Origin of the sequence: Helicobacter sp. MIT 99-5507, assembly GCF_003364295.1 — a bacterium.
GTDB lineage: Bacteria > Campylobacterota > Campylobacteria > Campylobacterales > Helicobacteraceae > NHYM01.
The window spans coordinates 219,177-240,420 of the sequence record NZ_NXLO01000004.1; the positions used below are offsets into that span (position 1 = coordinate 219,177).

Consider the following 21,244-nt stretch of genomic DNA (forward strand, 5'->3'; position numbering starts at 1 on the left):
ATGAAATTTGCATTTTTAATTCCATTTTATAATCATCCTGAATCTATAGAAAAATTAGTAGATTATATATCAAAGTATAAAATAGATATTATCATCGTAGATGATGGTTCTAATGCAGACTCAAAAATAGTCTTAAATAACCTAAAAGATGTAAAGATTCTGACAAGAAAACACAATGGTGGCAAAGGTGCTGCTATTAAGAGTGGATTAAATTTGGCAAAAGATCTTATGTATTCTCATATATTTCAAATTGATGCAGATATGCAACATGAATTAAGCAAAATTGATGATTTTATAACTTTATCTAAAAGCAATCCAAACTCACTAATTTGTGCTAATCCCATATATGGTAAAGATGCACCAAAATCTAGATTGTATGGTAGAAAAATAACAAATTTTTGGGTGTATATAAATACTTTAGGTGGTAATTTAAAAGATACAATGTGTGGAATGAGAATCTATCCACTATATTTAATTTATCCTCTTTTAAAAGAGTGTAAAAGTAATAGAATGGATTTTGATATAGATATTTTAATATTAGCTTACAAAAATATGATTGATTTTAAATGGATTGATGTAAGAATCAAATATGATAGTGATGGTGTATCGCATTTTAAAGCCCTAAGAGATAATATTTTAATTAGCAAAATGCATGCTAGGCATTTTTTTGGATTACCTAAATTTATATTTAATAAATACATAAAAGAATAAATATGACTAAAAATTGGTGGCAAAAACAAGAGAAAGCTGGAATCTTTTGGCTAAATCTAACTATAACCTTAGTCGATTTGCTTCCTAAGTTTTTACTTTATACATTTGTATTTTTTGTAACTTTAATATATTTTTTAATCTCTAAAAATGAAAGATTGAAATTAAGAGAATTTTATAAACAAATTGCAATTTATACCAATCAAAAAAAAGCTGGATTCTTTAAAGAAAGTTTCATGATTTATCGTAATTTTTATGAATTTGGAATATCAATATGCGATAAAATTGCTGTTTGGAAAAATAAAATACAATATAAAGATTTAAATATAATAAATGTAGATACTTTAAATAAAGAATTAAAAGGTGGGCTTAAGGGTTCAATCTTGCTTACAAGCCACTATGGAAATATAGAAATAGCACGTGCTTTGTCAAATTCTTTTTCAAAGTTAAATATAGTGATTCTAGTTTATAAAAGTAATTCTAGTGCATTTTTGGATATGATAAATAAAATAAGCAAAAATAAACTAAAAATGATTTTTATAGATGATTTAGATTTTGCTACTATTTTAGAATTACAAAATATAGTAGAAAATGGTATGCATATAGGGATCATGGGAGATAGAGTCGCATTATCAAGTGATAAAAATATTAAGCTAGATTTTCTTGGCAAAAGTTGCTGTTTTTCTATGGGTGCTTATTTAATAGCAGGGATTTTAAAAACTAGAATCAATACTCTTTGGTGTGAGAGGATTGGTGGAAAATATCATATAGAAATAGAGCAAATCAGTCGTAGTGATGATAATAAAGATGGAGTAGTAAATCTAAAAAAAGATAGAGCAAAGAGTGTTATTTGGATAATGCAAGCATATATCAAATCTCTAGAAAAAAGAGTGATAAAAAATCCACAATTGTGGTTTAATTTTTATGATTATTGGAATCAAGATGTTAAAACGAAGATATGAATTTAGGGCTGAATTTTTTGATGCTGATCCTATGGGCATTATGTGGCATGGTAATCATGTAAAGTATCTAGAAATGGCGCGTTGCAGACTCTTTGATGAGCTAGATTTTAACTATATCAAAATGAAAAATAATGGCTTTGCTCTACCTATTGTTAAAATTGATATAAAATATATTAATCCCATACATTTTAATGATGATTTTATAGTAGAAATAAGCCTACTAGATTGCGATATAACATTAAAGTTTTGTTATATCATCTTAAGCAAAGATGGGATAAAAATCTCAAAAGCTAGCACAACTCAAGTAGCAGTAACATTGGACAATCAGACATTATATTCTATTCCAAATGAGCTAAAAACAGCCATATTAAAAGCTAAATCTTTATAAATATAGATAGATTGTTATAGTTTTTAATTAAAGATTCTATGATTTTTAAAAAATGTAAGATATAGATAAATTTATATATTATGATATTTCTTTTATATTCTTTTATTGCAACTTAAATTCGTAATTTATAATTGTTTGTTAAATTAATTATCTTATAATTGTTAGAAAAATAAAAAGGTTTATGTTAATGAGAGGATTTAAGATTTTTACAGGCTCTTCCCACCCAAGTTTTGCAAAGGAATTAGCAAGATATTTAGATATTATATTATCTAATGCAGAAGTAAATAGATTTAGTGATGGTGAAATTAATGTCAAAATAAGCGAGAGTGTGCGAGGCAAGGATATTTATATCGTGCAACCGACTTGTTGCCCAGTCAATGATAGTTTAATGGAGCTTTTGATTATGGTTGATGCTTTTAGGCGAAGTAGTGCAGAAAATATCAATGCTGTTATTCCTTATTTTGGTTATGCAAGGCAAGATAGAAAAGCAGCCCCTAGAGTTCCAATCACTGCTAAACTTGTAGCAAATTTATTGCAGAGTGCAGGTGTAAATAGGGTTATTACTATGGATTTACATGCAGGTCAGATTCAAGGTTTTTTTGATATTCCTGTTGATAATTTGTATGGCTCTATTGTTTTTTATGATTATATAAAATCAAAGAATCTAGTAAATCCAATCATTGCATCTCCAGATATAGGAGGCGTAGCAAGAGCAAGGCAGTTTGCAAATAAGCTTGGACTTGGGTTGATTATCGTTGATAAAAAACGCGAAAGAGCCAATGAGAGTGAAGTTATGAATATCATAGGTGATGTAAATGGTAAAACCGTGATACTTGTAGATGATATCATTGATACAGCAGGCACTATGGTAAAAGCTGCTGAAGTATTGAAAAAAAATGGAGCTATAGGTGTTATTGCCTTTGGCACGCATGCGGTATTTAGCGGAAATGCAGTAGAAAAAATAGAAAATGGAGCAATTGATGAAGTAGTGGTAACAAATTCTATACCATTTAACAATACTAGCTCAAAAATAAAAGTTTTAGGTGTCGAACCACTATTTGCAGAAGTTATACGCAGAATCCATCATAATGAGAGCGTGAATTCATTATTCTTATAATGTAATCATTGATACTTTGATTTTATTTTTATTGATTTTGTGTTAGTATTGTAACTTTTAATCTTAACAAGAATGGTGGTGATGATAGATGCCCGGAATTAAAATAAGAGAGAATGAAAGCTTTGATGAAGCATATAGAAGATTCAAAAAACAAGCTGATAGGAATCTTGTTGTAACCGAAAGTAGGGCTAGAAGATTCTTTGAATCTCAAACAGAAAAACGTAAAAAACAAAAAATAAATGCTAAGAAAAAAATGTTAAAACGTTTGTATGTTTTAAGACGTTATGAATCTAGGCTATAAGGTTGTATTATGAAATTTAGTGGTAAAAATGTTTTAGTTACTGGTGCCAGCAAAGGTATTGGTGCAGATATCGCTAGAGTTTTAGGTTCTTATGATTTAAAGGTTTGGATTAATTATAGAAGTAATCAAGATATTGCTTTAAAAGTAAAAGATGATATTGAAAGTAATGGCGGTAGTGCTGCTATCATTTCTTTTGATGTTTCAAAAGAGAGCGAATTCTTAGATGCGCTAAAAGTTATTATAGATTGTGATGGTGGGCTTAGTTACCTTGTTAATAATGCTGGAATCACAAATGACAAGCTAGCAATGAGAATGAAAAATGAAGAATTTTTAAATGTTATAGAATCTAATCTTCTTTCTACATTTATAGGGTGTAGGGAAGCACTAAAACTTATGTCTAAAAACAGGTTTGGCAGTGTAGTAAATATTTCATCAATTGTTGGCGAACGTGGCAATGCAGGTCAGGCTAACTATGCTGCATCTAAAGGTGGAGTAATAGCAATGAGTAAATCTTTTGCATATGAGGGTGCTCCTCGTAATGTAAGATTTAATGTTATTACTCCAGGATTTATAGATACGGCGATGACAGCAAATCTAAAAGATGATATTAGAGATGCTTATGTCAAAAATATACCACTTGCTAGATTTGGTAGTGGTATTGATGTCGCTAATGCTGTAGCATTTTTACTTAGTGACAATTCTAGTTATATTACAGGTGAAGTATTAAGAGTAAATGGCGGTTTGTATATGTAGCAAATTGTTGTATTATTTTTTGCTACAATTAATTTTTTATTTATAAAGGAGTTTATTATGGCAGTTTTTGATGATGTAAAAGCAGTTATTGTTGAGCAATTAAGTGTTAATGAAGGCGAAGTGAAGCTAGAATCTAGATTTGTTGATGATTTAGGTGCAGATTCTCTTGATGTTGTAGAGTTGGTTATGGCATTAGAAGAAAAATTTGAAATCGAGATTCCAGATGAAGAAGCTGAAAAAATAGCAACAGTGAAAGATGTAGTAGATTATATAGAAAAGAAAAAATAATTTTTCTAAAACTTTAGGAGATAAAATGCGAAGGGTAGTTGTTACTGGTATTGGTATGATCAATTCTTTAGGATTAACTAGAGATAGTTCTTTTAAGGCTATTGTTGAAGGCAAATGTGGTATTAAAAAGATTTCTTCATTTGATACTGCTAATATGCCTGTTAGTATAGCTGGAGAGATAATTGATTTTGATCCTGCTGGTGTCATGGATGCTAGAGAAGTAAAAAAAGCAGACAGATTTATACAATTAGCCCTTAAATCTTCAAAAGAAGCTATGGAAGATTCTGGTGTATTAGATGATAATACTATCAATTATGAGAGATTTGGTATTAGTTCTGGATCTGGTATAGGCGGTCTAGGAAATATAGAAAAGAATTCTATAGCTTGTTTTGATAAAGGTCCAAGAAGGATAAATCCATTTTTCATACCTTCTGCATTGGTTAATATGCTAAGTGGATTTATCTCTATAGAATATAATCTAAAAGGTCCAAATTTAGCTAGTGTTACAGCTTGTGCAGCTGGTAGCCATGCTATTATTGATGCTTATAAAACTATAGTTTTGGGTGGTGCTGATAGAATGCTTGCTGTTGGTGCAGAATCTGCGATTTGTCCTGTTGGTATAGGAGGATTTGCTGCTATGAAAGCATTAAGCACTAGAAATGATGATCCACAGATAGCAAGTAGACCATTTGATAACGATAGGGATGGTTTTGTTATGGGTGAAGGTGCGGCTACTCTTGTATTGGAAGATTATGAAATAGCAAGAGCTAGAGGAGCAAATATATATGCCGAGATTATTGGTTTTGGTGAAAGTGGTGATGCAAATCATATTACAACACCAGCTCCAAATGGTGAAGGTGCGTTCCGTGCTATGAAGGTTGCATTATCAATGGCTAATACTAAGATAGATTATATTAATGCACATGGAACAAGCACTAAATATAATGATTTGTATGAGACTATAGCTATTAAGAATCTATTTGGTGGCAAAGATAATACACCTCCTGTAAGCTCTACAAAAGGACAAATTGGTCATTGCCTAGGAGCTGCAGGTGCGTTAGAAGCTGCAATATCGATTCTATCTATGAAGCATTCAGTATTGCCACCAACTATTAATCAATTCACACGAGATCCTGAATGTGATTTAGACTATGTGCCAAATGTAGCTAGAGATGCAAATGTGCATTGTGTGATGAGCAATTCATTTGGATTTGGTGGAACAAACGCAGTATTAATCTTTAAAAAAATATAAACAATGCTTACATATTTAGATTTTGAAAAAAACTTAAAAACAATTCAAGATGATATAGAAGCTGCTATTATTCGTGGGGATGTGCATGCTAAAAAGATATTATCAAAAGAGTTAGAAAATGAAGTAAAGATTTTATACTCTAATCTAACTGATTATCAAAAACTTCAATTAGCTCGCCATCCTGATAGACCATATTCTATGGACTACATTGATATTTTTTTAAGTGATGCTTATGAGATTCATGGTGATAGACATTTTAAAGATGATATGGCAATAGTTTGTTTTCTTGGTAAGATTCAAGGGCAAACTACTATGGTAATTGCTGAGGAAAAAGGAAGAGGTACTAAAAATAAAATTGCAAGAAATTTTGGTATGCCAAATCCAGAAGGCTACAGAAAAGCTCTAAGAGCAGCTAAACTTGCAGAAAAATTTAATATTCCTATATTGATGCTTGTTGATACTGCTGGTGCATACCCTGGACTTGGTGCTGAAGAAAGAGGGCAGAGTGAAGCAATAGCAAAAAACTTGCAAGAATTTAGCTCTATAAAAGTGCCAACTATTGCTATTGTTATAGGTGAAGGTGGTAGTGGAGGCGCACTTGCTATTAGCGTGGCAGATAGACTTGCTATGATGGAATATTCGGTATTTAGTGTAATTTCACCAGAGGGTTGTTCCGCGATACTTTGGGGCGATCCGCAAAAAGTTGAAAATGCAACAAAATCATTAAAAATTGTTCCAGAGTATTTATATCAAGCTAATTTGATTGATGCGATTATAAAAGAGCCTGTTGTTGGCGCCCATCGTGATAAAATAGGTGCATGTAATGCAATAGTTGATTATTATTTGACTTCTTTAGCTGAAATCAAAAAAGACAAAAATTTTGTTCTTTCTAGATATGAAAAGATTATTTCATATGGTGTTTTTACAGAATCTTAATGACTAAATTTATTTTCATACTTTTTATTTCTTTTAGTTATATCTTTGCTTCAAGTTCTATTTCAATCGATGGCGATATAAAATATAAAAATCTAAAATATTTTGATTATGTCAATCCAAATGCCCCAAAAGGTGGGAAAGTTAAAACTTATGCTATTGGCACATTTGATACACTAAATCAATTTGTAATAAAGGGCAATAAAGCCGAAGGACTTGCTTTGCTTTATGATACGCTTATGGTGCAAAGTAAAGATGAGCCATTTAGTCAATATGGGCTTGTTGCAAGCGATATTGAAGTGGGAAATAAATATGTCATTTTTACAATCAACAAAAATGCTAAGTTTAATGATGGCGTGAAAATCAAACCAAGTGATGTGAAATTTAGCTTTGAAGTGCTTATGAAATATGGGAATCCACTCATAAAGCAATATTATGTAGATGTAGATAGTGTAGAATTACTAGATAATAATAAGGTTTTATTTCATCTTAAAACAAATCAAAATAAAGAATTACCGCTTATTTTAGGACAGCTAAGTGTTCTACCAGAACATTTTTATAAAGATATTGAATTTGATTCTAATCCTTTGCTTATTCCGCTTGGTAGCGGTCCTTATAGGATTAAATCTTTTGAAGTTGGCAGAAATATCGTATATGAAAGAAATAAAGATTATTGGGCTTTAAATCACCCAACTCGCATTGGTCAATTTAATTTTGATGAAATATCCTATATTTATTACAAAGATGAAAATGTCGCATTAGAGGCTTTTAAAAGCAAATCTTATGATTTTAGATTAGAAAATAGCGCAAAAGTATGGGCAAATGGCTACAATGGAAAAGCAAAAAATGATGGTTTGTTAAAACAAGTATCTTTTAAACACTCTCTTCCTAGCGGAATGCAAGGATTTTTTTTAAATACAAAGAGAAGTTTTTTTGATGATATAAAAGTAAGAGAAGCATTATTGCAAGCATTTGATTTTGAGTGGAGCAATAAAAATCTCTTTTTTAATCAATACACAAGGACAAGAAGTTTTTTTGATAATTCTATTTTTGCATCAAGTGGAATCCCAAGTGGCTTAGAACTTGAGATTCTAAAAAAATTAAAAGTAAAAGATGAGATTTTAGATTCTGCATTTTCTTTGCCTACATATAGCGATATGGAAGGTAAAAGAGATGCATTATTGTATGCACAGGCTTTGCTTAAATCGGCTGGATTTGAGAGTGTCAATCATAAATTATACAAAGATAATAAGCAATTTAAATTTGAGATTCTACTCGTATCAAAAGCAATGGAGAGGGTTACTCTGCCTTTTGTCAAAAATCTAGAAATGCTTGGCATAGAAACAAGTGTTCGCACTATTGATGTTAGCAGCTACATAAATAGACTAAATAATTTTGATTATGATGTGATTGTAGCTGTCATTCCACAATCTTTATTTCCTGGAAATGAGCAGAGATATTTTTGGAGCTCTAAAAGTGCTAATACAAATGGAAGTCAAAATTATGCAAGGATAGAATCTAAAGATATAGATTTTTTGGTTGAAAAAATCATCAATGCAAAAAGTAAAAATGAACAAATAGCGTATATAAGGGCTTTAGATAGAATCTTATTATGGGGATATTATGTAATACCACATTTTTATTCTAATTCTTTTCGGGTTGCATATTGGGATAAATTTGGATATCCACAAAACTCGCCACCATATGATTTTGACATTTGGACATGGTGGGTTAAGTGATAAATTATTTATATAAGCGATTATTTTTATTATTACCTACATTATTTGGAATCATGTGTATTAATTTTATTATTATTCAGTTTTCTCCGGGCGGTCCAGTCGAACTTATGCTTGTAAAATATAATACTCTCTCCACAAATGAAACATATCAAAAAAATGATTTTTATAGAGGCAAAGAGGGACTAAATGAGGATTTACTAAATGAAATAAAAGAGTTATATGGTTTTGATAAGCCACTTTTGACTAGATTTGTATCGATGATAAAAAGCTATGCTATGTTTGATTTTGGTGAGAGTTTTTATAGAAAAGATAAAGTTATTGATATCATAAAAGAAAAACTTCCAGTATCAATTTCGCTTGGAATCTTTAGCACGATTTTAATATATCTTATTTCAATTCCACTTGGTATAAAAAAAGCAATAAAAAATGGCTCAAGATTTGATACTATCTCTAGTATTTTTATTGTTTTTGCATATTCTATTCCATCATTTTTACTTGCAATTTTATTTATCATTCTTTTTTGTGGTGGGAATTATCTTAGTATTTTTCCATTACAAGGAATTGTAAGCGAGGACTTTGCAACACTTAGCCTAACTTCAAAGATATTAGATTATCTTTGGCATATTATACTGCCTGTGATTTGTATCACTATAGGAGGCATTGCTACTTTAAGCTTACTTGTAAAAAATTCTTTTTTAGATGAATTATCAAAGCAATATGTATTGATAGCTAAAACAAAAGGATTAAATGATAGACAAGTTATTTTTAGACATGTTTTTAGAAATGCGATGTTGCTTGTAATCGCATCCTTTCCATCTGCAATTTTATCTATGTTTTTTACAGGTTCATTGATGATAGAAATTATATTTAGTCTTGATGGATTGGGATTGTTAGGGTATGAAGCAATTATAAATAGAGATTATCCAGTAATTTTTGCATCATTATATATTTTTACTTTACTTGGTCTTATTATGGGGATAATTAGTGATATTATCTATGTATTGGTTGATAGACGAATAGATTTTGAAAAGAGAGAATAATGAGAGATTTTATATATAAATTTAAAAAAAATAGACTTGCTTATTATTCTTTTATACTATTATCTTTTATATTTATTTTTAGCTTATTTGCTGAATTTATCGCAAATGATAAGCCAATTTTTGTATATAAAGATTCTAGATTCTATTTTCCTATTTTTTATGATTATGCTGAAGTTGATTTTGGTGGGGAATTTTTAAATCACATAGATTATAGTGATCCATATTTTAAGGAATTGACAAAAGATTCTATTGTTATTTTTCCACCTATTGCTTATAGTTATGATACTATCATCTATGATTTATCCTCTCCACCGCCTATCTCTCCAAATACTTCACATTTGCTTGGAAGCGATGATCAAGGTAGAGATTTGCTCTCTAGGCTTATTTATGGAGTTAGAATCTCGCTTTTATTTGGTTTTGCATCAAGTTTATTTAGTGTTTTGCTTGGAGTTTGTTTTGGTGCTGTTTGTGGATATTATGGCGGAAAAATCGATTTACTTACACAGAGATTTATAGAGATTTGGGCTTCTATTCCAATTTTATTTTTAATTATTATATTATCAAGCTTTATTACACCTACATTTTTTATTGTTTTATTTTTTATTATTTTATTTTCTTGGATGGGGCTAGCATTGCTTGTTCGGGCTGAATTTTTAAGGATTAGAAATTTTGATTATATAAAAGCATCAAAGGCTTTAGGAGTGAGTGATTTTGGTATTATTTTTAGGCATATTTTGCCAAATGCACTAATTTCTGTAACTACATATTTTCCATTTATTGTTGCAGGTTCTATTGCGACTTTGATATCACTTGATTTTTTAGGTTTTGGTTTGCCGCCAAATTATGCATCTTTGGGTGAGATACTAAATCAAGGAAAAAACAATCTAAACTCTCCACATATTGGTATCATAGGATTTGTTGTATTAAGTATTATCTTATCTTTGCTTGTTTTTATTGGTGATGGTGTAAGAAATAGCATTGATAATAAAGATAGAGTGATTAAAGGCGATTAATGGATAATATTTTAGAAATCAAAGATTTTAATTTCACACTTTTTAATGGCTTTAAGTTACAAGAAATAAATTTTAATCTTAAACATGGTGAGATTTTTGGAATTATTGGTGAGAGTGGGAGTGGAAAAACACTTCTTTTGCAAAATATATTACAACTAATAAACAAAGATTGCATTAAAGATATAAGTGGAAGCATCATTTTTGATGGCAACAACCTTTTGGATTCTAAAGAGTTAGAAAAAATTCGTGGAAATTTGATTTCTTATATTCCACAAGAGCCACTTGTGGCATTAAATCCACTCCATACGATAAAAAAACAAATATTTGAGATTATAAAAATACACAATCCTAAGATTTATTCTAAAACTTTACAAGAAAGAAGTTTAGAGCTTTTAGAGTTAGTTGGGCTAGATTCTAGCTTTTTAGATCGCTATCCTCATGAATTAAGCGGAGGACAAAGACAAAGAGTTTTAATTGCTATTGCTATTGCAAATAAGCCAAAGATAATTATTGCAGATGAGCCTACTACGGCACTTGATGCAAGCTTGCAAGTGCAGATTCTGGATTTGCTTATAAAATTGAGTATGAAATTTAACATCGCTATTATTTTAGTAACTCATAATATAAAAATCGTATCTAAATACGCGCAGAATCTAATCGTATTTAAAGATGGTAAAATCGTAGAAAAAGGCGATAAATCTATACTTGTTTCACCAAAAAGTTTATATTTGCAAAATCTCATATCATCGCTAAAAATAAATAGATTAAAAAGCTATATTCAAGATGAAAAGATTCTAGAAGCAGAAAATCTAAGCACAAAATATATTGCAAAAAAGAGGATTCTAAGAAAAAATATCTATAAAGATATTTTGCTAAATATTAATTTTACTCTAAATAAAGGTGAGATTCTAGGTATAGTAGGGGAGAGTGGTAGTGGAAAAAGCACATTTTGTCTATCATTGATAAAGTTGATAGATTTTAGTGGAGATATTATTTTTGATGGTGTAAATTATAAAGATATTAGGGATTTTAGGAAATTTAGAAAAAATATACAAGTTATCTTTCAAGATCCATATTCGTCACTTAATCCGCGTCATAAAATAATAGATATCATTACAGAAGGACTAAAGATTCATTATCCAAAGATTGATTTTTTAAAACAAGCTAGAGAATTTTTAGAGTTAGTTGGGCTAGATTCTAGCTTTTTAGATCGCTATCCTCATGAATTAAGCGGAGGACAAAGACAAAGAGTTGCAATAGCTAGGGCTTTGATTTTAAAGCCAAAGATTCTAATACTAGATGAACCAACAAGCGCCCTTGATAAAGTTACACAAAAACAAATATTAGAATTATTGCTTTCTTTGCAACAAAGATTCTCTTTAAGTTATATTTTTATCACTCATGATTTAGATATAGTTAGGTGTATTTGTGATAATGTAATAGTGCTACGAGATGGGCAAATTATTAATAGAGGCGATATTTGCATACTAAATAATCCAAAAAATCCATATACAAAATCATTAGTAGAATCTATGTTATGAGATTATTTATTTTTATAATAATGCTTAGCAATGCAGTTTTTGGTATAGATTATAAACTATTATTAAATAGTTATTCTAATCCAAATAGGCTTATTTTTAGACTTCCTAGTGGTGCATTTGAATGTTCTTTGCTTGGTGTGGCAGTGCCATTTTATGGAAATGATAATAAATGCCTAAATGATAACTTTAAAAAAATGAGTAATCTCTCCATTGGTTTTTTTCAAAACAATCTTGATTTAGAACAGCTTTATAGTGTAAGCATCAACAATGGATTTTGTTTGGTCAAATATAAAAATTTAGATTTAAATCAAGAGATCATAAAAGCTGGCTATGGTGTGGTAAATAGAGCTGGTATAAAAGATTTTGAATTTCTAAATAAATTGCTTTATTTACAGAATCTAGCTAGTGAAAATAGAGTTGGTTTGTGGAATAGTTTTTATGATGAGATGGAGTGTTTTAAGGATTCTTATTAAATGATGTTTTATTGACATAAAAGCACGCTAATTGTAGAATTTTCAACATTTTTAAAATATTTTAGGAGATAGATGTGAATAAAATTTTATTAAGTTTAGGTTTGGCTGGAATGATAATTGGCTCATTAAACGCAAAAGTTTATGCAATAGTAAATGGAGAAGAGATTACCGATAAGGATATGCTATTTTTACAACAAGCTATGCCTAATGTTGATTTTAGCTCACTTCCAAAAGAGATGCAAGATAAAGCTGTAGAGCAAGCAATCGAGCGTAAATTACTTACAATTGAAGCAAAAAAAGGCAAATTAGAAGACACTAAAGAATATAAGGAAGCTTTAGAAGATTTCAAAGATACTATGGTTCTTGAATTATGGATGAGAAAAAAAGTAGATGATATTAAAGTTAGTGATGGTGAAATCAATAAATATTATAATGATAATAAAGATAGATTGATTATGCCAGAGAGTGCTCATGCAAGACATATATTAGTTGAAAGTGAAAAAGAAGCAAAAGATATTATAAAACAATTGAATGATGCAAAAGATAAGGTTGAGGATAAATTTATAGAATTAGCAAAAAAATATTCAAAAGATCCAAGTGCTGCAAATGGCGGTGATTTAGGATTTTTTGCAAAAGATAAAATGGTTCCATCATTTTCTAAAGCTACTTTTGATTTAAAGGAAAATACATATACAAAAACACCTGTAAAAACTGATTTTGGTTATCATATAATATTTTTAAAGACTAAAAAACCACAAAGTGTAATTAGCTATGAAGAGGCAAAGCCAAGATTAGAACAAGAATTAAAATTAATCAAATTTAGAGAAGAAGTATCAAAGATTGCTCAAGATCTTCGCAAAAAAGCTAAAGTAGAAATGAAATAAAGGTCAAATATGTTAGTTACTGGTAATGAGATTCTCAAAAAGGCTCATAAGGAATATTATGGTGTAGGTGCTTTCAACTTTGTAAATTATGAGATGCTTAGTGCTATTTTTGAAGCTGCAAATGAGGCAAATTCTCCTATCATTGTTCAAGCAAGTGAAGGTGCAATCAAATATCTAGGTATCGATATGGCTGTTGGAATGGTAAAGATACTTTCTAAAAAGTATCCTCATATACCAGTAGCACTTCATTTAGATCATGGAACTACATTTGAATCTTGCAAAGCTGCTGTTGATGCTGGTTTTACTTCTGTTATGATTGATGCTTCTCATCATCCATTTGAAGAGAATCTAAGTGAAACTTCAAAGGTTGTTAAAATGGCACATGCTAAAGGTGTTAGTGTTGAAGCAGAACTTGGGCGATTGATGGGAATTGAGGATAATATTTCTGTGAGTGAAAAAGATGCAGTTTTAGTAAATCCAAAAGAAGCAGAGCAGTTTGTAAAAGAATCTGGAGTTGATTTTTTAGCACCTGCTATTGGGACAAGTCATGGTGCTTTTAAGTTTAAAGGTGAACCAAAACTAGATTTTGAACGTTTGCAAGAAGTAAAGAGGCTTACAAATATTCCTTTGGTGCTTCATGGTGCAAGTGCTATCCCTGATTATGTTAAAGATTCATTTCTATCAAGTGGTGGTGATTTGAAAGGTTCAAAAGGTGTGCCTTTTTCATTTCTTCAAGAATCTATAAAAGGTGGAATAAACAAGGTCAATACTGATACAGATTTAAGGATTGCATTTATTGCTGAAGTTCGCAAGGTGGCAAATGATGATAATACTCAATTTGATTTAAGAAAGTTTTTCACACCAGGAAAAGAGGCAATCAAAAAGCTAATAATAGAGCGAATGAATATCCTAGGAAGTAGCAATAAAATATAAGGAGAAATAATGGCAATAGGTATGGGTGAGCTAAAAAAAGGTTTAAAAATTGAAATTGATGGTATTCCATATAGAATTGTTGAATATCAACATGTAAAGCCTGGCAAAGGTCCTGCATTTGTTAGAGCAAAAATTAAATCATTTTTAGATGGTAAAGTGATAGAAAAAACTTTTCATGCTGGCGATAAATGTGAAGAGCCAAATATTGAAGAAAAAGCTATGCAATATTTATACCACGATGGCGATCATTTTCAATTTATGGATAATGAAACTTATGAGCAAATAGGCTTAATCAACGATCAAGTCGGCGATGTAGCAAAATGGATGAAAGAAGGCATAAATGTTTCTATTTTGTTTCATAATAACAAGGCAATATCTGTTGATGTGCCTCAAGTAGTAGAACTAAAGATAGTAGAAACTCCACCAAATTTTAAAGGTGATACATCATCTTCTGGTAAAAAGCCTGCTACGTTAGAGACAGGTGCAGTTGTGCAAATTCCTTTTCATATTTTAGAAGGTGAAGTAATTAGAATAAATACAGAGACTGGAGAATATTTAGAGAAGGTAAAATAAACCTTTATCTAAAAATATATATTTTAGATTCTATAAAATAGAATCTAAAATGAGTTTATAATAAAATATATAAATAAAATCACTTAGAATCTTGCATTTTTATCATTTGATCTTTGATAACATCAAATAATTTATTTTAAATATATATCAAATTCTTTTTTTTCTATACATTCTGCGATAATGCTAGAATCTATTCCTTCATTATTTAGAATCTTATTTAATTCATTTGCATTTTTATAATCCAAAGCTATCAAAAGCCCACCAGAAGTTTGTGCGTCATAATAGATAATATCATTTATATTTGTATTATTTTTTATTCTAGATTCTAAAGAAGATTTGTTTTTATGACTGCCACCAGGGATAATTCCAGATTCTGAAAAATGAAGCACTTTGTCAAATAACTTTACATTATCTAAATATAGATTGATTGAAATCTCTTTATTTGTCATTTCTAACATATGTCCAAGTAGTCCAAATCCTGTTACATCACTTGCAGCATGAATCTCAAATCTTTTTGCAAAATCCATTGCATAGTTATTTAGCGTGAGCATTGATTTTACTACATCAAGATTTTTATTAAAATTTAGTGCTCCATTTTTCATCGCTGTAGTTAAGATTCCACTTCCAATGGGCTTTGTAAGTATGATTTTATCGCCAATTTGTGCAGTATTATTTCTATAATAGATATTATCAAAGATGCCACCTGTTATACTAAGCCCAAATTTTTGTTCATTGTCATTTATGCTATGTCCGCCAATTAGAGGGCATTTGCATTCTATTAGTTTATTTAGAGCTCCTTGCAAGATTTCATTTGCTTCATTTGTATTTATATGAGTTTTATCCCACATAAAAATACTCATAGCACTAAGTGCTTTGGCACCTTTTGCAAATACATCACTAAGTGAATTTGCAGCTGCAATTTGCCCATAGATAAATGGATCATCAACAATTGGTGTAATAAAATCTAGACTTTGTGCTAGTAAAATATCACCTACTTTTATGATTCCACAATCATCATTATCTTTGAAATCAATTAATAGTTGGCTATATTGTGGTTGATTTAAGCCTTTTGTGATTTGTCTTAGGTCTTCCAGACCTACTTTTGCAGCTCAACCAGCACAACTAACAAATTGAGTAATCTTTTTCAAAACAATTTTCCTTACTAAAATTGAATAATTATAGCTATTTTGCTTTAATTTAGAAAAATATTTTAGGAGCATTTATGGTAGAGCGATATGCAAGAGAAGAAATGAAAAGATTATGGGATAAAGAGGCGAAATTTTCCTATTGGCTTGAAGTAGAAAAATCAGTAGTTCGTGGATGGAATGAGCTTGGATTAATAAGTGATGATGAATGCAGCAAAATAGTAGAAAATGCAAAATTTAATATAGATGAGATGGAGGAGATAGAAAAAATTACAAAGCATGATTTGATAGCATTTACTACTTCAGTGGCAAATTCTTTGGGTGAAGAAAATCGTTGGTTTCATTATGGAATCACAAGTAGTGATACGATAGATACGGCTGTTGCATTGCAGATTCGAGATAGTTTATTATTAATTATTGATGATGCAGAATTATTACTATCAAAGCTACAAGAAAAAGCTTTTTATTATAAAGACACTCTTATGGTAGGAAGAAGCCATGGGATTCATGGTGAGCCTACTACTTTTGGGCTTGTTATTAGTATTTGGTATGATGAAATAAAAGTGCAAATACAAAGTTTAAAATCACTCTTAGATATAGTTTGTATTGGAAAAATTAGTGGTGCTATGGGAAATATGGCTCATTCACCGATAGAATTAGAAGAATTTGTATGCAGAGATTTGGGGCTTGGGGTAGCTAAAATTAGCAATCAAGTAATACAAAGAGATAGATATGCAAGATTATTTAGTGAAATTGCATTGCTAGCAAGCAGCTGTGAAAAAATCGCAGTTGCAATTAGGCATTTTCAAAGGACGGAAGTCTATGAGTGTGAAGAATATTTTAGTAGCGGGCAAAAAGGTAGTAGCGCTATGCCTCACAAGCGAAATCCTGTTCTTAGTGAAAATATAACAGGGCTTTGCAGAATCTTGCGTTCATATGTGATTCCTGCGATGGAAAATGTAGCATTATGGCATGAAAGAGATATTAGTCATAGCTCTGTTGAACGATTTATATTACCAGATGCTTTTATCACACTAGATTTTATGTTAAATCGTTTAAGCAATTTGATAGAAAATCTCGTTGTTTATGAAAAAAATATGCTAAAAAATCTAAATTTAACAGGTGGTTTGGTATTTTCACAAAGGATTCTATTAGAATTGCCAAAAAAAGGCATAAGTAGAGAAAATGCTTATAAAATTGTGCAAAGAAATGCAATGAAAGTATGGCAAGATTTGCAAAATGGCAAAAGTGCTCTAAATGATAAAAATGAGAGTTTATATCTTCAATATTTATTACAAGATAGTGAGCTAGCAAATCATTTAAGTGAGAGTGAAATAAGAGAATGTTTTGATTATGAATATTATAAAAAGAATGTAGATAAGATTTTTAAACGCGTATTTGAAGGTAAATTTTAAAAATATTTTAGAATAAATCTTGGAGCGAAATTTTAGGCAAGATTTGCTAGCATTTCTTTTCTCCATGATAGAAAGCAATTATTCATGATTGCTTCTCTTGCAAGTCTTGTTATCTCTAAATAAAAATATAAATTATGAATACTTGCAAGCCTAATATATAATGTCTCATTTGCCCTATATAAATGATTTAAATAGCCTTTAGAGAAATTTTTGCAAGTATAGCATTTGCAGTTTTCATCAATTGGGCTGCAATCTTCTTTTAGGTTTGCATTTTTGATACTCAATCTTCCAAATCTAGTAAATATCGTCCCATTTCTTGCATTTCTAGTTGGCATTACGCAATCAAACATATCAACCCCTCTATAAATCCCTTCTATCAAATCCTCTGGAGTTCCAACACCCATTAAATATCTAGGCTTAGATTCTGGCATAAGATTTGTAGTAATTTCAATCGTATCATACATAGCATTTTTTTCTTCACCAACAGCAAGTCCACCTATTGCAAATCCATCAAAAGCACAATTTTGATACATTGTATTTACTAATTCATTTGCAGATATAGTTCTTGCTTCTTTATCTACCCCACCTTGAATGATTGCAAAGATTTTATTATTTGGGTGAGATTCTTTTTTGTAATAATGATGTTTTATTGATCTTTTTGCCCAAACACTAGTTCTTTTTATGGATTCTAAAATTCTATCTTTTGTATTTGGCAGTGCTATTAAATCATCTAAAATCATCATAATATTACTATTTAGATTGTATTGTATATCTAATACACTCTCTGGTGTGAAAAAATGCCTACTTCCATCAATATGACTTTTAAATAAGATTCCATCTTCATTTGGTTTGCCACCTAAGCTAAAAGCTTGGAATCCTCCACTATCTGTAAGAAAACTACCATTAAATCCGCTAAATTTATGTAATCCGCCCATATTTTTTATGACTTTATCTCCAGGGCGTAAATATAAATGATATGTATTTGCAAGTATTATCTTTGAGTGAATATTTTCTATATCATTAAAATCAAGCCCTTTTACACATGCTTGTGTGCCAACAGGCATAAATACAGGTGTTTGAATGACATTATTATTTAGTGTTAAGATTCCAGCCCTTGCTTTATTATCTTTTGCTTCTAGTTTCCAAATCATTTTATAATTATAGCCATGATTTTTATTACTTAGCTAAAATATGTTTTTTAAAAGTATTTTTTCTAAAGGTGGTTAATGAAACAAGTTTTAATTATTGCAGATGGCAAAATTGCTAAAATTTTTATAGAATCTTTGCTTGAAAAATATTTTAGTAACAACTATTATATTATCATCTCCAATGATATAGAAATAACTTCTTTAAAATTTTCATCATCATTTAAAGTATATAACTTTGACCCATTAGCAAGTTCTAGACTAAAGCCTTTTATTGCAAATAGTTTATATGATGTTTTTGTGATAATGCAAGATAAAGATGAACGAGATGAAGTTTGTTCTATCATTAGAAAAATCAACAAAGATATACCAATCATTATTTCATGTGAATCCAAATCGCAAGTAAAGCAAGATTTGCTAGATGATCCAAATCTAAATACTATATCTACTAGTTTTATTACAGCACGGGCACTTATTGGTAAGATTCCAAATATTCCAAGCATTGCTAGAGGTTTTGGGCTAAATAAGGGTGAGATTATGCAAATTAATATTCCATTTGGAAGTGCATATTCATATATTAGCATTGGTTCAATCCAACAAAAAGGATGGCGGATTGTAGGAATTTATAGAAAAAATAGTTTTATAATTACCAACAAAGCAACAATAATCCAGCCAAATGACAGCTTGCTTGTTATAGGCGATCCAATGGTATTAAATAATATTTATAAAAAAATGATTGCAAATACAGGTAATTTCCCAGCACCTTTTGGAATTGATATTTATGTTTATATTGATTTTAAATTTTATTCACAAAAAGAGATTGATGATATTATATTAGATTCTCTTTGGATACATAAAAAAATAAAAAATGAAAAATTGATAATTAATATTTTAAACCCAAGCAATATAAAAAGATTAGTTGATATTAAAGCAATACAGCAAGATGGAGTAATTATAAATATTGATTATAATCAAAAAAATATTTCTCAAAAAATAGAAGAAGATTCTGCCAATAAAATAGGCTTGATTATGGTTGCCCCTAGTGTATTTAAAAGAAATAAAAATCGCAGGATTTTGTATAAAGCAAATTCTCCAATTTTAAAAATTGGCAAAAATACCAGACTTAGTGAATTAGAAACTACATTGATATTTTGTTCTCAAAACTCTAAACATGTGCAAAATATCTCGTATTCACTGATTGATTTTGCATCACAGCTTAAATTGGATATCAAGTTATATGAATTTCAATTAGATGAAGATTATAATGCAAAAATTGCTACTTATTATCAAAATATAGGAAGATTGCTTAATAAACGTATTACAATAGAACATACAAGCAATAAAAATCCTATTTTTTGGCTTCACCGAAGTGATGAAAAGTTGATACAATTTATCCCGCTTGAAATTGATTTATTGCAACGAAGAATCTTTTGGTTGCTAAATAAAAATGCTGATTATTTATCACTAAATATAGATAAAAATCCACAGATATTAATGCCAATGTAGGCATTTCAAAAATATGTGAGATTTTTAAGAAAAAAGTCGTAGAATCCAAAAATTGATATTAATACAAAGTTGTGGTAAATGGCAGAAATCATACATCTAAAAACAGATTCTAATTCCTATGATATAATCATTGATTCTTTAAAAAAAATAGATTTGGATAAATACAGCAAGATTCTAATTGTTACAAATCCATGTGTAAGTGCATTGCACATTAGTAAATTGTTATCTTGTTTTAATCACAAATATACTTTTATTTGCACATTAAAAGATGGTGAGCAATACAAGAATCTTGCAAGTATAGAATCTATCTTAGAAAATGCTTTTATACATAAACTTGATAGAAAATCATTAATCATTTCATTTGGTGGCGGTGTGATTAGTGATATGAGTGGATTTGCTGCATCGATTTATCAAAGAGGTATTGATTTTATTTCTATTCCTACTACGCTTTTAGCACAAGTTGATGCTAGTGTAGGTGGGAAAACAGGTATAAATAATTCATTTGGCAAGAATCTAATAGGAACATTTTATCAACCAAAATCAGTATATATTGATATAGATTTTTTATCTACATTGCCAAAACGAGAGTTTAATGCTGGGATTAGCGAGATTATAAAAATGGCTGTTTGTTTTGATAGAGATTTTTTTATTTGGTTAGAGAGTGCTGATTTGATCAATAATAAAAAAGATTTAGAATATGCTATTTTTAAAAGTGTATCAATAAAGGCAGATATTGTTTGTAAAGATGAAAAAGAAAATGGTATTCGTGCAGGACTAAATTATGGACATACATTTGGGCATGTAATTGAATTGCTTGGGAATTACTCTTTATATTTACATGGAGAAAGTGTAGGTATGGGAATGTGTAAGGCAAATAATCTTGCTGTATTACTTAATAAATTGGATATAAAAGATTCTATTAGAATCTCAAATTTGCTCAAAAAATATCAAATTCCTACAGAATATAAAATACAGGATTTAAATGATTTTTATGATAGATTATTTTTAGATAAAAAAAGTCAAAATAATAATTTAAGATTTATATTGCCAAATGATATTGGAGATATGGAAATCATTACAAATCCACCAAAAGAGTTGTTGTTTGAAGCTATGAGTATTTAATTTTTAGGTATTT

The 21,244-nt window shown here is 29.7% G+C and carries 21 protein-coding genes and 1 pseudogene; 20 read left to right on the forward strand and 2 right to left on the reverse strand.

All coding sequences use genetic code 11. The features are described 5' to 3' along the window. From CQA42_RS07925 to efp, 17 genes are all read left to right on the forward strand, one after another. A complete protein-coding gene (locus CQA42_RS07925; protein ID WP_115584150.1) occupies window positions 1–711 on the forward strand; it encodes a glycosyltransferase family 2 protein in 711 nt (236 codons plus the stop codon). 2 nt (window positions 712–713) lie between these two features. After that, on the forward strand, window positions 714–1,670 hold the full coding sequence (locus CQA42_RS07930) for a hypothetical protein (RefSeq protein ID WP_115584151.1): 957 nt from the start codon (window positions 714–716) through the stop codon (window positions 1,668–1,670). Next, window positions 1,651–2,058 (forward strand): thioesterase family protein, encoded by a 408-nt coding sequence (locus CQA42_RS07935; protein WP_115584152.1) that lies wholly within the window; start codon window positions 1,651–1,653, stop codon window positions 2,056–2,058. Before CQA42_RS07930 ends, CQA42_RS07935 begins: the two co-directional genes overlap by 20 nt. A 187-nt stretch (window positions 2,059–2,245) precedes the next feature. Beyond that, a complete protein-coding gene (locus tag CQA42_RS07940; protein ID WP_115584153.1) occupies window positions 2,246–3,175 on the forward strand; it encodes a ribose-phosphate pyrophosphokinase in 930 nt (309 codons plus the stop codon). Between the two features lie 88 nt (window positions 3,176–3,263). Beyond that, window positions 3,264–3,476: a 30S ribosomal protein S21 gene (rpsU, locus tag CQA42_RS07945; RefSeq protein ID WP_112060695.1), complete on the forward strand. Its 213-nt coding sequence runs from the start codon at window positions 3,264–3,266 to the stop codon at window positions 3,474–3,476. Window positions 3,477–3,485: 9 nt separating this feature from the next. Further along, on the forward strand, window positions 3,486–4,229 hold the full coding sequence (fabG, locus tag CQA42_RS07950) for a 3-oxoacyl-ACP reductase FabG (protein ID WP_115584154.1): 744 nt from the start codon (window positions 3,486–3,488) through the stop codon (window positions 4,227–4,229). A 57-nt stretch (window positions 4,230–4,286) separates the two neighbouring features. Continuing rightward, window positions 4,287–4,517 (forward strand): acyl carrier protein, encoded by a 231-nt coding sequence (acpP, locus tag CQA42_RS07955; RefSeq protein WP_115584155.1) that lies wholly within the window; start codon window positions 4,287–4,289, stop codon window positions 4,515–4,517. Between the two features lie 25 nt (window positions 4,518–4,542). Continuing rightward, the gene (locus tag CQA42_RS07960; protein WP_115584156.1) at window positions 4,543–5,769 is read left to right on the forward strand and encodes a beta-ketoacyl-ACP synthase II; all 1,227 of its coding nucleotides are present in this window, start codon (window positions 4,543–4,545) and stop codon (window positions 5,767–5,769) included. Window positions 5,770–5,772: 3 nt separating this feature from the next. Continuing rightward, complete coding sequence (gene accA / locus CQA42_RS07965; protein WP_115584157.1) at window positions 5,773–6,705, forward strand: acetyl-CoA carboxylase carboxyl transferase subunit alpha; 933 nt, start codon at window positions 5,773–5,775, stop codon at window positions 6,703–6,705. Further along, window positions 6,705–8,441: an extracellular solute-binding protein gene (locus tag CQA42_RS07970; RefSeq protein ID WP_115584158.1), complete on the forward strand. Its 1,737-nt coding sequence runs from the start codon at window positions 6,705–6,707 to the stop codon at window positions 8,439–8,441. Before accA ends, CQA42_RS07970 begins: the two co-directional genes overlap by 1 nt. Continuing rightward, complete coding sequence (gene yejB / locus CQA42_RS07975) at window positions 8,438–9,481, forward strand: microcin C ABC transporter permease YejB (protein WP_115584159.1); 1,044 nt, start codon at window positions 8,438–8,440, stop codon at window positions 9,479–9,481. Before CQA42_RS07970 ends, yejB begins: the two co-directional genes overlap by 4 nt. Beyond that, the gene (locus tag CQA42_RS07980) at window positions 9,481–10,494 is read left to right on the forward strand and encodes an ABC transporter permease (RefSeq protein WP_115584160.1); all 1,014 of its coding nucleotides are present in this window, start codon (window positions 9,481–9,483) and stop codon (window positions 10,492–10,494) included. Before yejB ends, CQA42_RS07980 begins: the two co-directional genes overlap by 1 nt. Beyond that, window positions 10,494–12,035, forward strand: coding sequence for an ATP-binding cassette domain-containing protein (locus tag CQA42_RS07985; protein WP_115584161.1), 1,542 nt, complete (start codon window positions 10,494–10,496; stop codon window positions 12,033–12,035). Before CQA42_RS07980 ends, CQA42_RS07985 begins: the two co-directional genes overlap by 1 nt. Next, window positions 12,032–12,508, forward strand: coding sequence for a thermonuclease family protein (locus tag CQA42_RS07990; RefSeq protein ID WP_115584162.1), 477 nt, complete (start codon window positions 12,032–12,034; stop codon window positions 12,506–12,508). The genes CQA42_RS07985 and CQA42_RS07990 overlap by 4 nt, the downstream gene beginning before the upstream one ends. 74 nt (window positions 12,509–12,582) lie before the next feature. Beyond that, window positions 12,583–13,392, forward strand: coding sequence for a peptidylprolyl isomerase (locus CQA42_RS07995; protein WP_115584163.1), 810 nt, complete (start codon window positions 12,583–12,585; stop codon window positions 13,390–13,392). A gap of 9 nt (window positions 13,393–13,401) precedes the next feature. Next, on the forward strand, window positions 13,402–14,325 hold the full coding sequence (locus CQA42_RS08000) for a class II fructose-bisphosphate aldolase (RefSeq protein WP_115584164.1): 924 nt from the start codon (window positions 13,402–13,404) through the stop codon (window positions 14,323–14,325). A 9-nt stretch (window positions 14,326–14,334) separates the two neighbouring features. Continuing rightward, window positions 14,335–14,898, forward strand: coding sequence for an elongation factor P (gene efp, locus CQA42_RS08005; RefSeq protein WP_115584165.1), 564 nt, complete (start codon window positions 14,335–14,337; stop codon window positions 14,896–14,898). Between the two features lie 131 nt (window positions 14,899–15,029). Here efp and selD read toward each other — a convergent pair. Beyond that, window positions 15,030–15,995, reverse strand: a pseudogene (selD, locus tag CQA42_RS08010) (selenide, water dikinase SelD); the annotation flags it as partial. Window positions 15,996–16,120: 125 nt separating this feature from the next. On the opposite strand from selD, the gene purB reads away from it, so the two are divergent. Then, window positions 16,121–17,458 carry an adenylosuccinate lyase gene (gene purB, locus CQA42_RS08015; protein WP_115584167.1) on the forward strand — a complete coding sequence of 446 codons (1,338 nt, stop codon included), beginning with the start codon at window positions 16,121–16,123 and terminating at the stop codon, window positions 17,456–17,458. Window positions 17,459–17,490: 32 nt separating this feature from the next. Here purB and tgt read toward each other — a convergent pair whose 3' ends face one another. Beyond that, window positions 17,491–18,609, reverse strand: coding sequence for a tRNA guanosine(34) transglycosylase Tgt (gene tgt, locus CQA42_RS08020; protein WP_115584168.1), 1,119 nt, complete (start codon window positions 18,607–18,609; stop codon window positions 17,491–17,493). A 75-nt stretch (window positions 18,610–18,684) separates the two neighbouring features. On the opposite strand from tgt, the gene CQA42_RS08025 reads away from it, so the two are divergent. Together CQA42_RS08025 and aroB are read left to right on the forward strand one after the other, a co-directional pair. After that, window positions 18,685–20,109, forward strand: coding sequence for a TrkA C-terminal domain-containing protein (locus CQA42_RS08025; protein ID WP_115584169.1), 1,425 nt, complete (start codon window positions 18,685–18,687; stop codon window positions 20,107–20,109). A 78-nt stretch (window positions 20,110–20,187) separates the two neighbouring features. Next, the gene (aroB, locus tag CQA42_RS08030) at window positions 20,188–21,231 is read left to right on the forward strand and encodes a 3-dehydroquinate synthase (RefSeq protein WP_115584170.1); all 1,044 of its coding nucleotides are present in this window, start codon (window positions 20,188–20,190) and stop codon (window positions 21,229–21,231) included. Window positions 21,232–21,244: the final 13 nt, after the last annotated feature.

What these genes read in the sequence shown, in the direction of transcription:
- CQA42_RS07925 (WP_115584150.1), top strand. Translation starts at nt 1, where the DNA reads ATGAAATTTGCATTTTTAATTCCATTTTATAATCATCCTGAATCTATA.
- CQA42_RS07930 (WP_115584151.1), top strand. Translation starts at nt 714, where the DNA reads ATGACTAAAAATTGGTGGCAAAAACAAGAGAAAGCTGGAATCTTTTGG.
- CQA42_RS07935 (WP_115584152.1), top strand. Translation starts at nt 1,651, where the DNA reads ATGTTAAAACGAAGATATGAATTTAGGGCTGAATTTTTTGATGCTGAT.
- CQA42_RS07940 (WP_115584153.1), top strand. Translation starts at nt 2,246, where the DNA reads ATGAGAGGATTTAAGATTTTTACAGGCTCTTCCCACCCAAGTTTTGCA.
- rpsU (WP_112060695.1), top strand. Translation starts at nt 3,264, where the DNA reads ATGCCCGGAATTAAAATAAGAGAGAATGAAAGCTTTGATGAAGCATAT.
- fabG (WP_115584154.1), top strand. Translation starts at nt 3,486, where the DNA reads ATGAAATTTAGTGGTAAAAATGTTTTAGTTACTGGTGCCAGCAAAGGT.
- acpP (WP_115584155.1), top strand. Translation starts at nt 4,287, where the DNA reads ATGGCAGTTTTTGATGATGTAAAAGCAGTTATTGTTGAGCAATTAAGT.
- CQA42_RS07960 (WP_115584156.1), top strand. Translation starts at nt 4,543, where the DNA reads ATGCGAAGGGTAGTTGTTACTGGTATTGGTATGATCAATTCTTTAGGA.
- accA (WP_115584157.1), top strand. Translation starts at nt 5,773, where the DNA reads ATGCTTACATATTTAGATTTTGAAAAAAACTTAAAAACAATTCAAGAT.
- CQA42_RS07970 (WP_115584158.1), top strand. Translation starts at nt 6,705, where the DNA reads ATGACTAAATTTATTTTCATACTTTTTATTTCTTTTAGTTATATCTTT.
- CQA42_RS07980 (WP_115584160.1), top strand. Translation starts at nt 9,481, where the DNA reads ATGAGAGATTTTATATATAAATTTAAAAAAAATAGACTTGCTTATTAT.
- CQA42_RS07985 (WP_115584161.1), top strand. Translation starts at nt 10,494, where the DNA reads ATGGATAATATTTTAGAAATCAAAGATTTTAATTTCACACTTTTTAAT.
- CQA42_RS07990 (WP_115584162.1), top strand. Translation starts at nt 12,032, where the DNA reads ATGAGATTATTTATTTTTATAATAATGCTTAGCAATGCAGTTTTTGGT.
- CQA42_RS08000 (WP_115584164.1), top strand. Translation starts at nt 13,402, where the DNA reads ATGTTAGTTACTGGTAATGAGATTCTCAAAAAGGCTCATAAGGAATAT.
- efp (WP_115584165.1), top strand. Translation starts at nt 14,335, where the DNA reads ATGGCAATAGGTATGGGTGAGCTAAAAAAAGGTTTAAAAATTGAAATT.
- purB (WP_115584167.1), top strand. Translation starts at nt 16,121, where the DNA reads ATGGTAGAGCGATATGCAAGAGAAGAAATGAAAAGATTATGGGATAAA.
- tgt (WP_115584168.1), bottom strand. Translation starts at nt 18,609, where the DNA reads ATGATTTGGAAACTAGAAGCAAAAGATAATAAAGCAAGGGCTGGAATC.
- CQA42_RS08025 (WP_115584169.1), top strand. Translation starts at nt 18,685, where the DNA reads ATGAAACAAGTTTTAATTATTGCAGATGGCAAAATTGCTAAAATTTTT.
- aroB (WP_115584170.1), top strand. Translation starts at nt 20,188, where the DNA reads ATGGCAGAAATCATACATCTAAAAACAGATTCTAATTCCTATGATATA.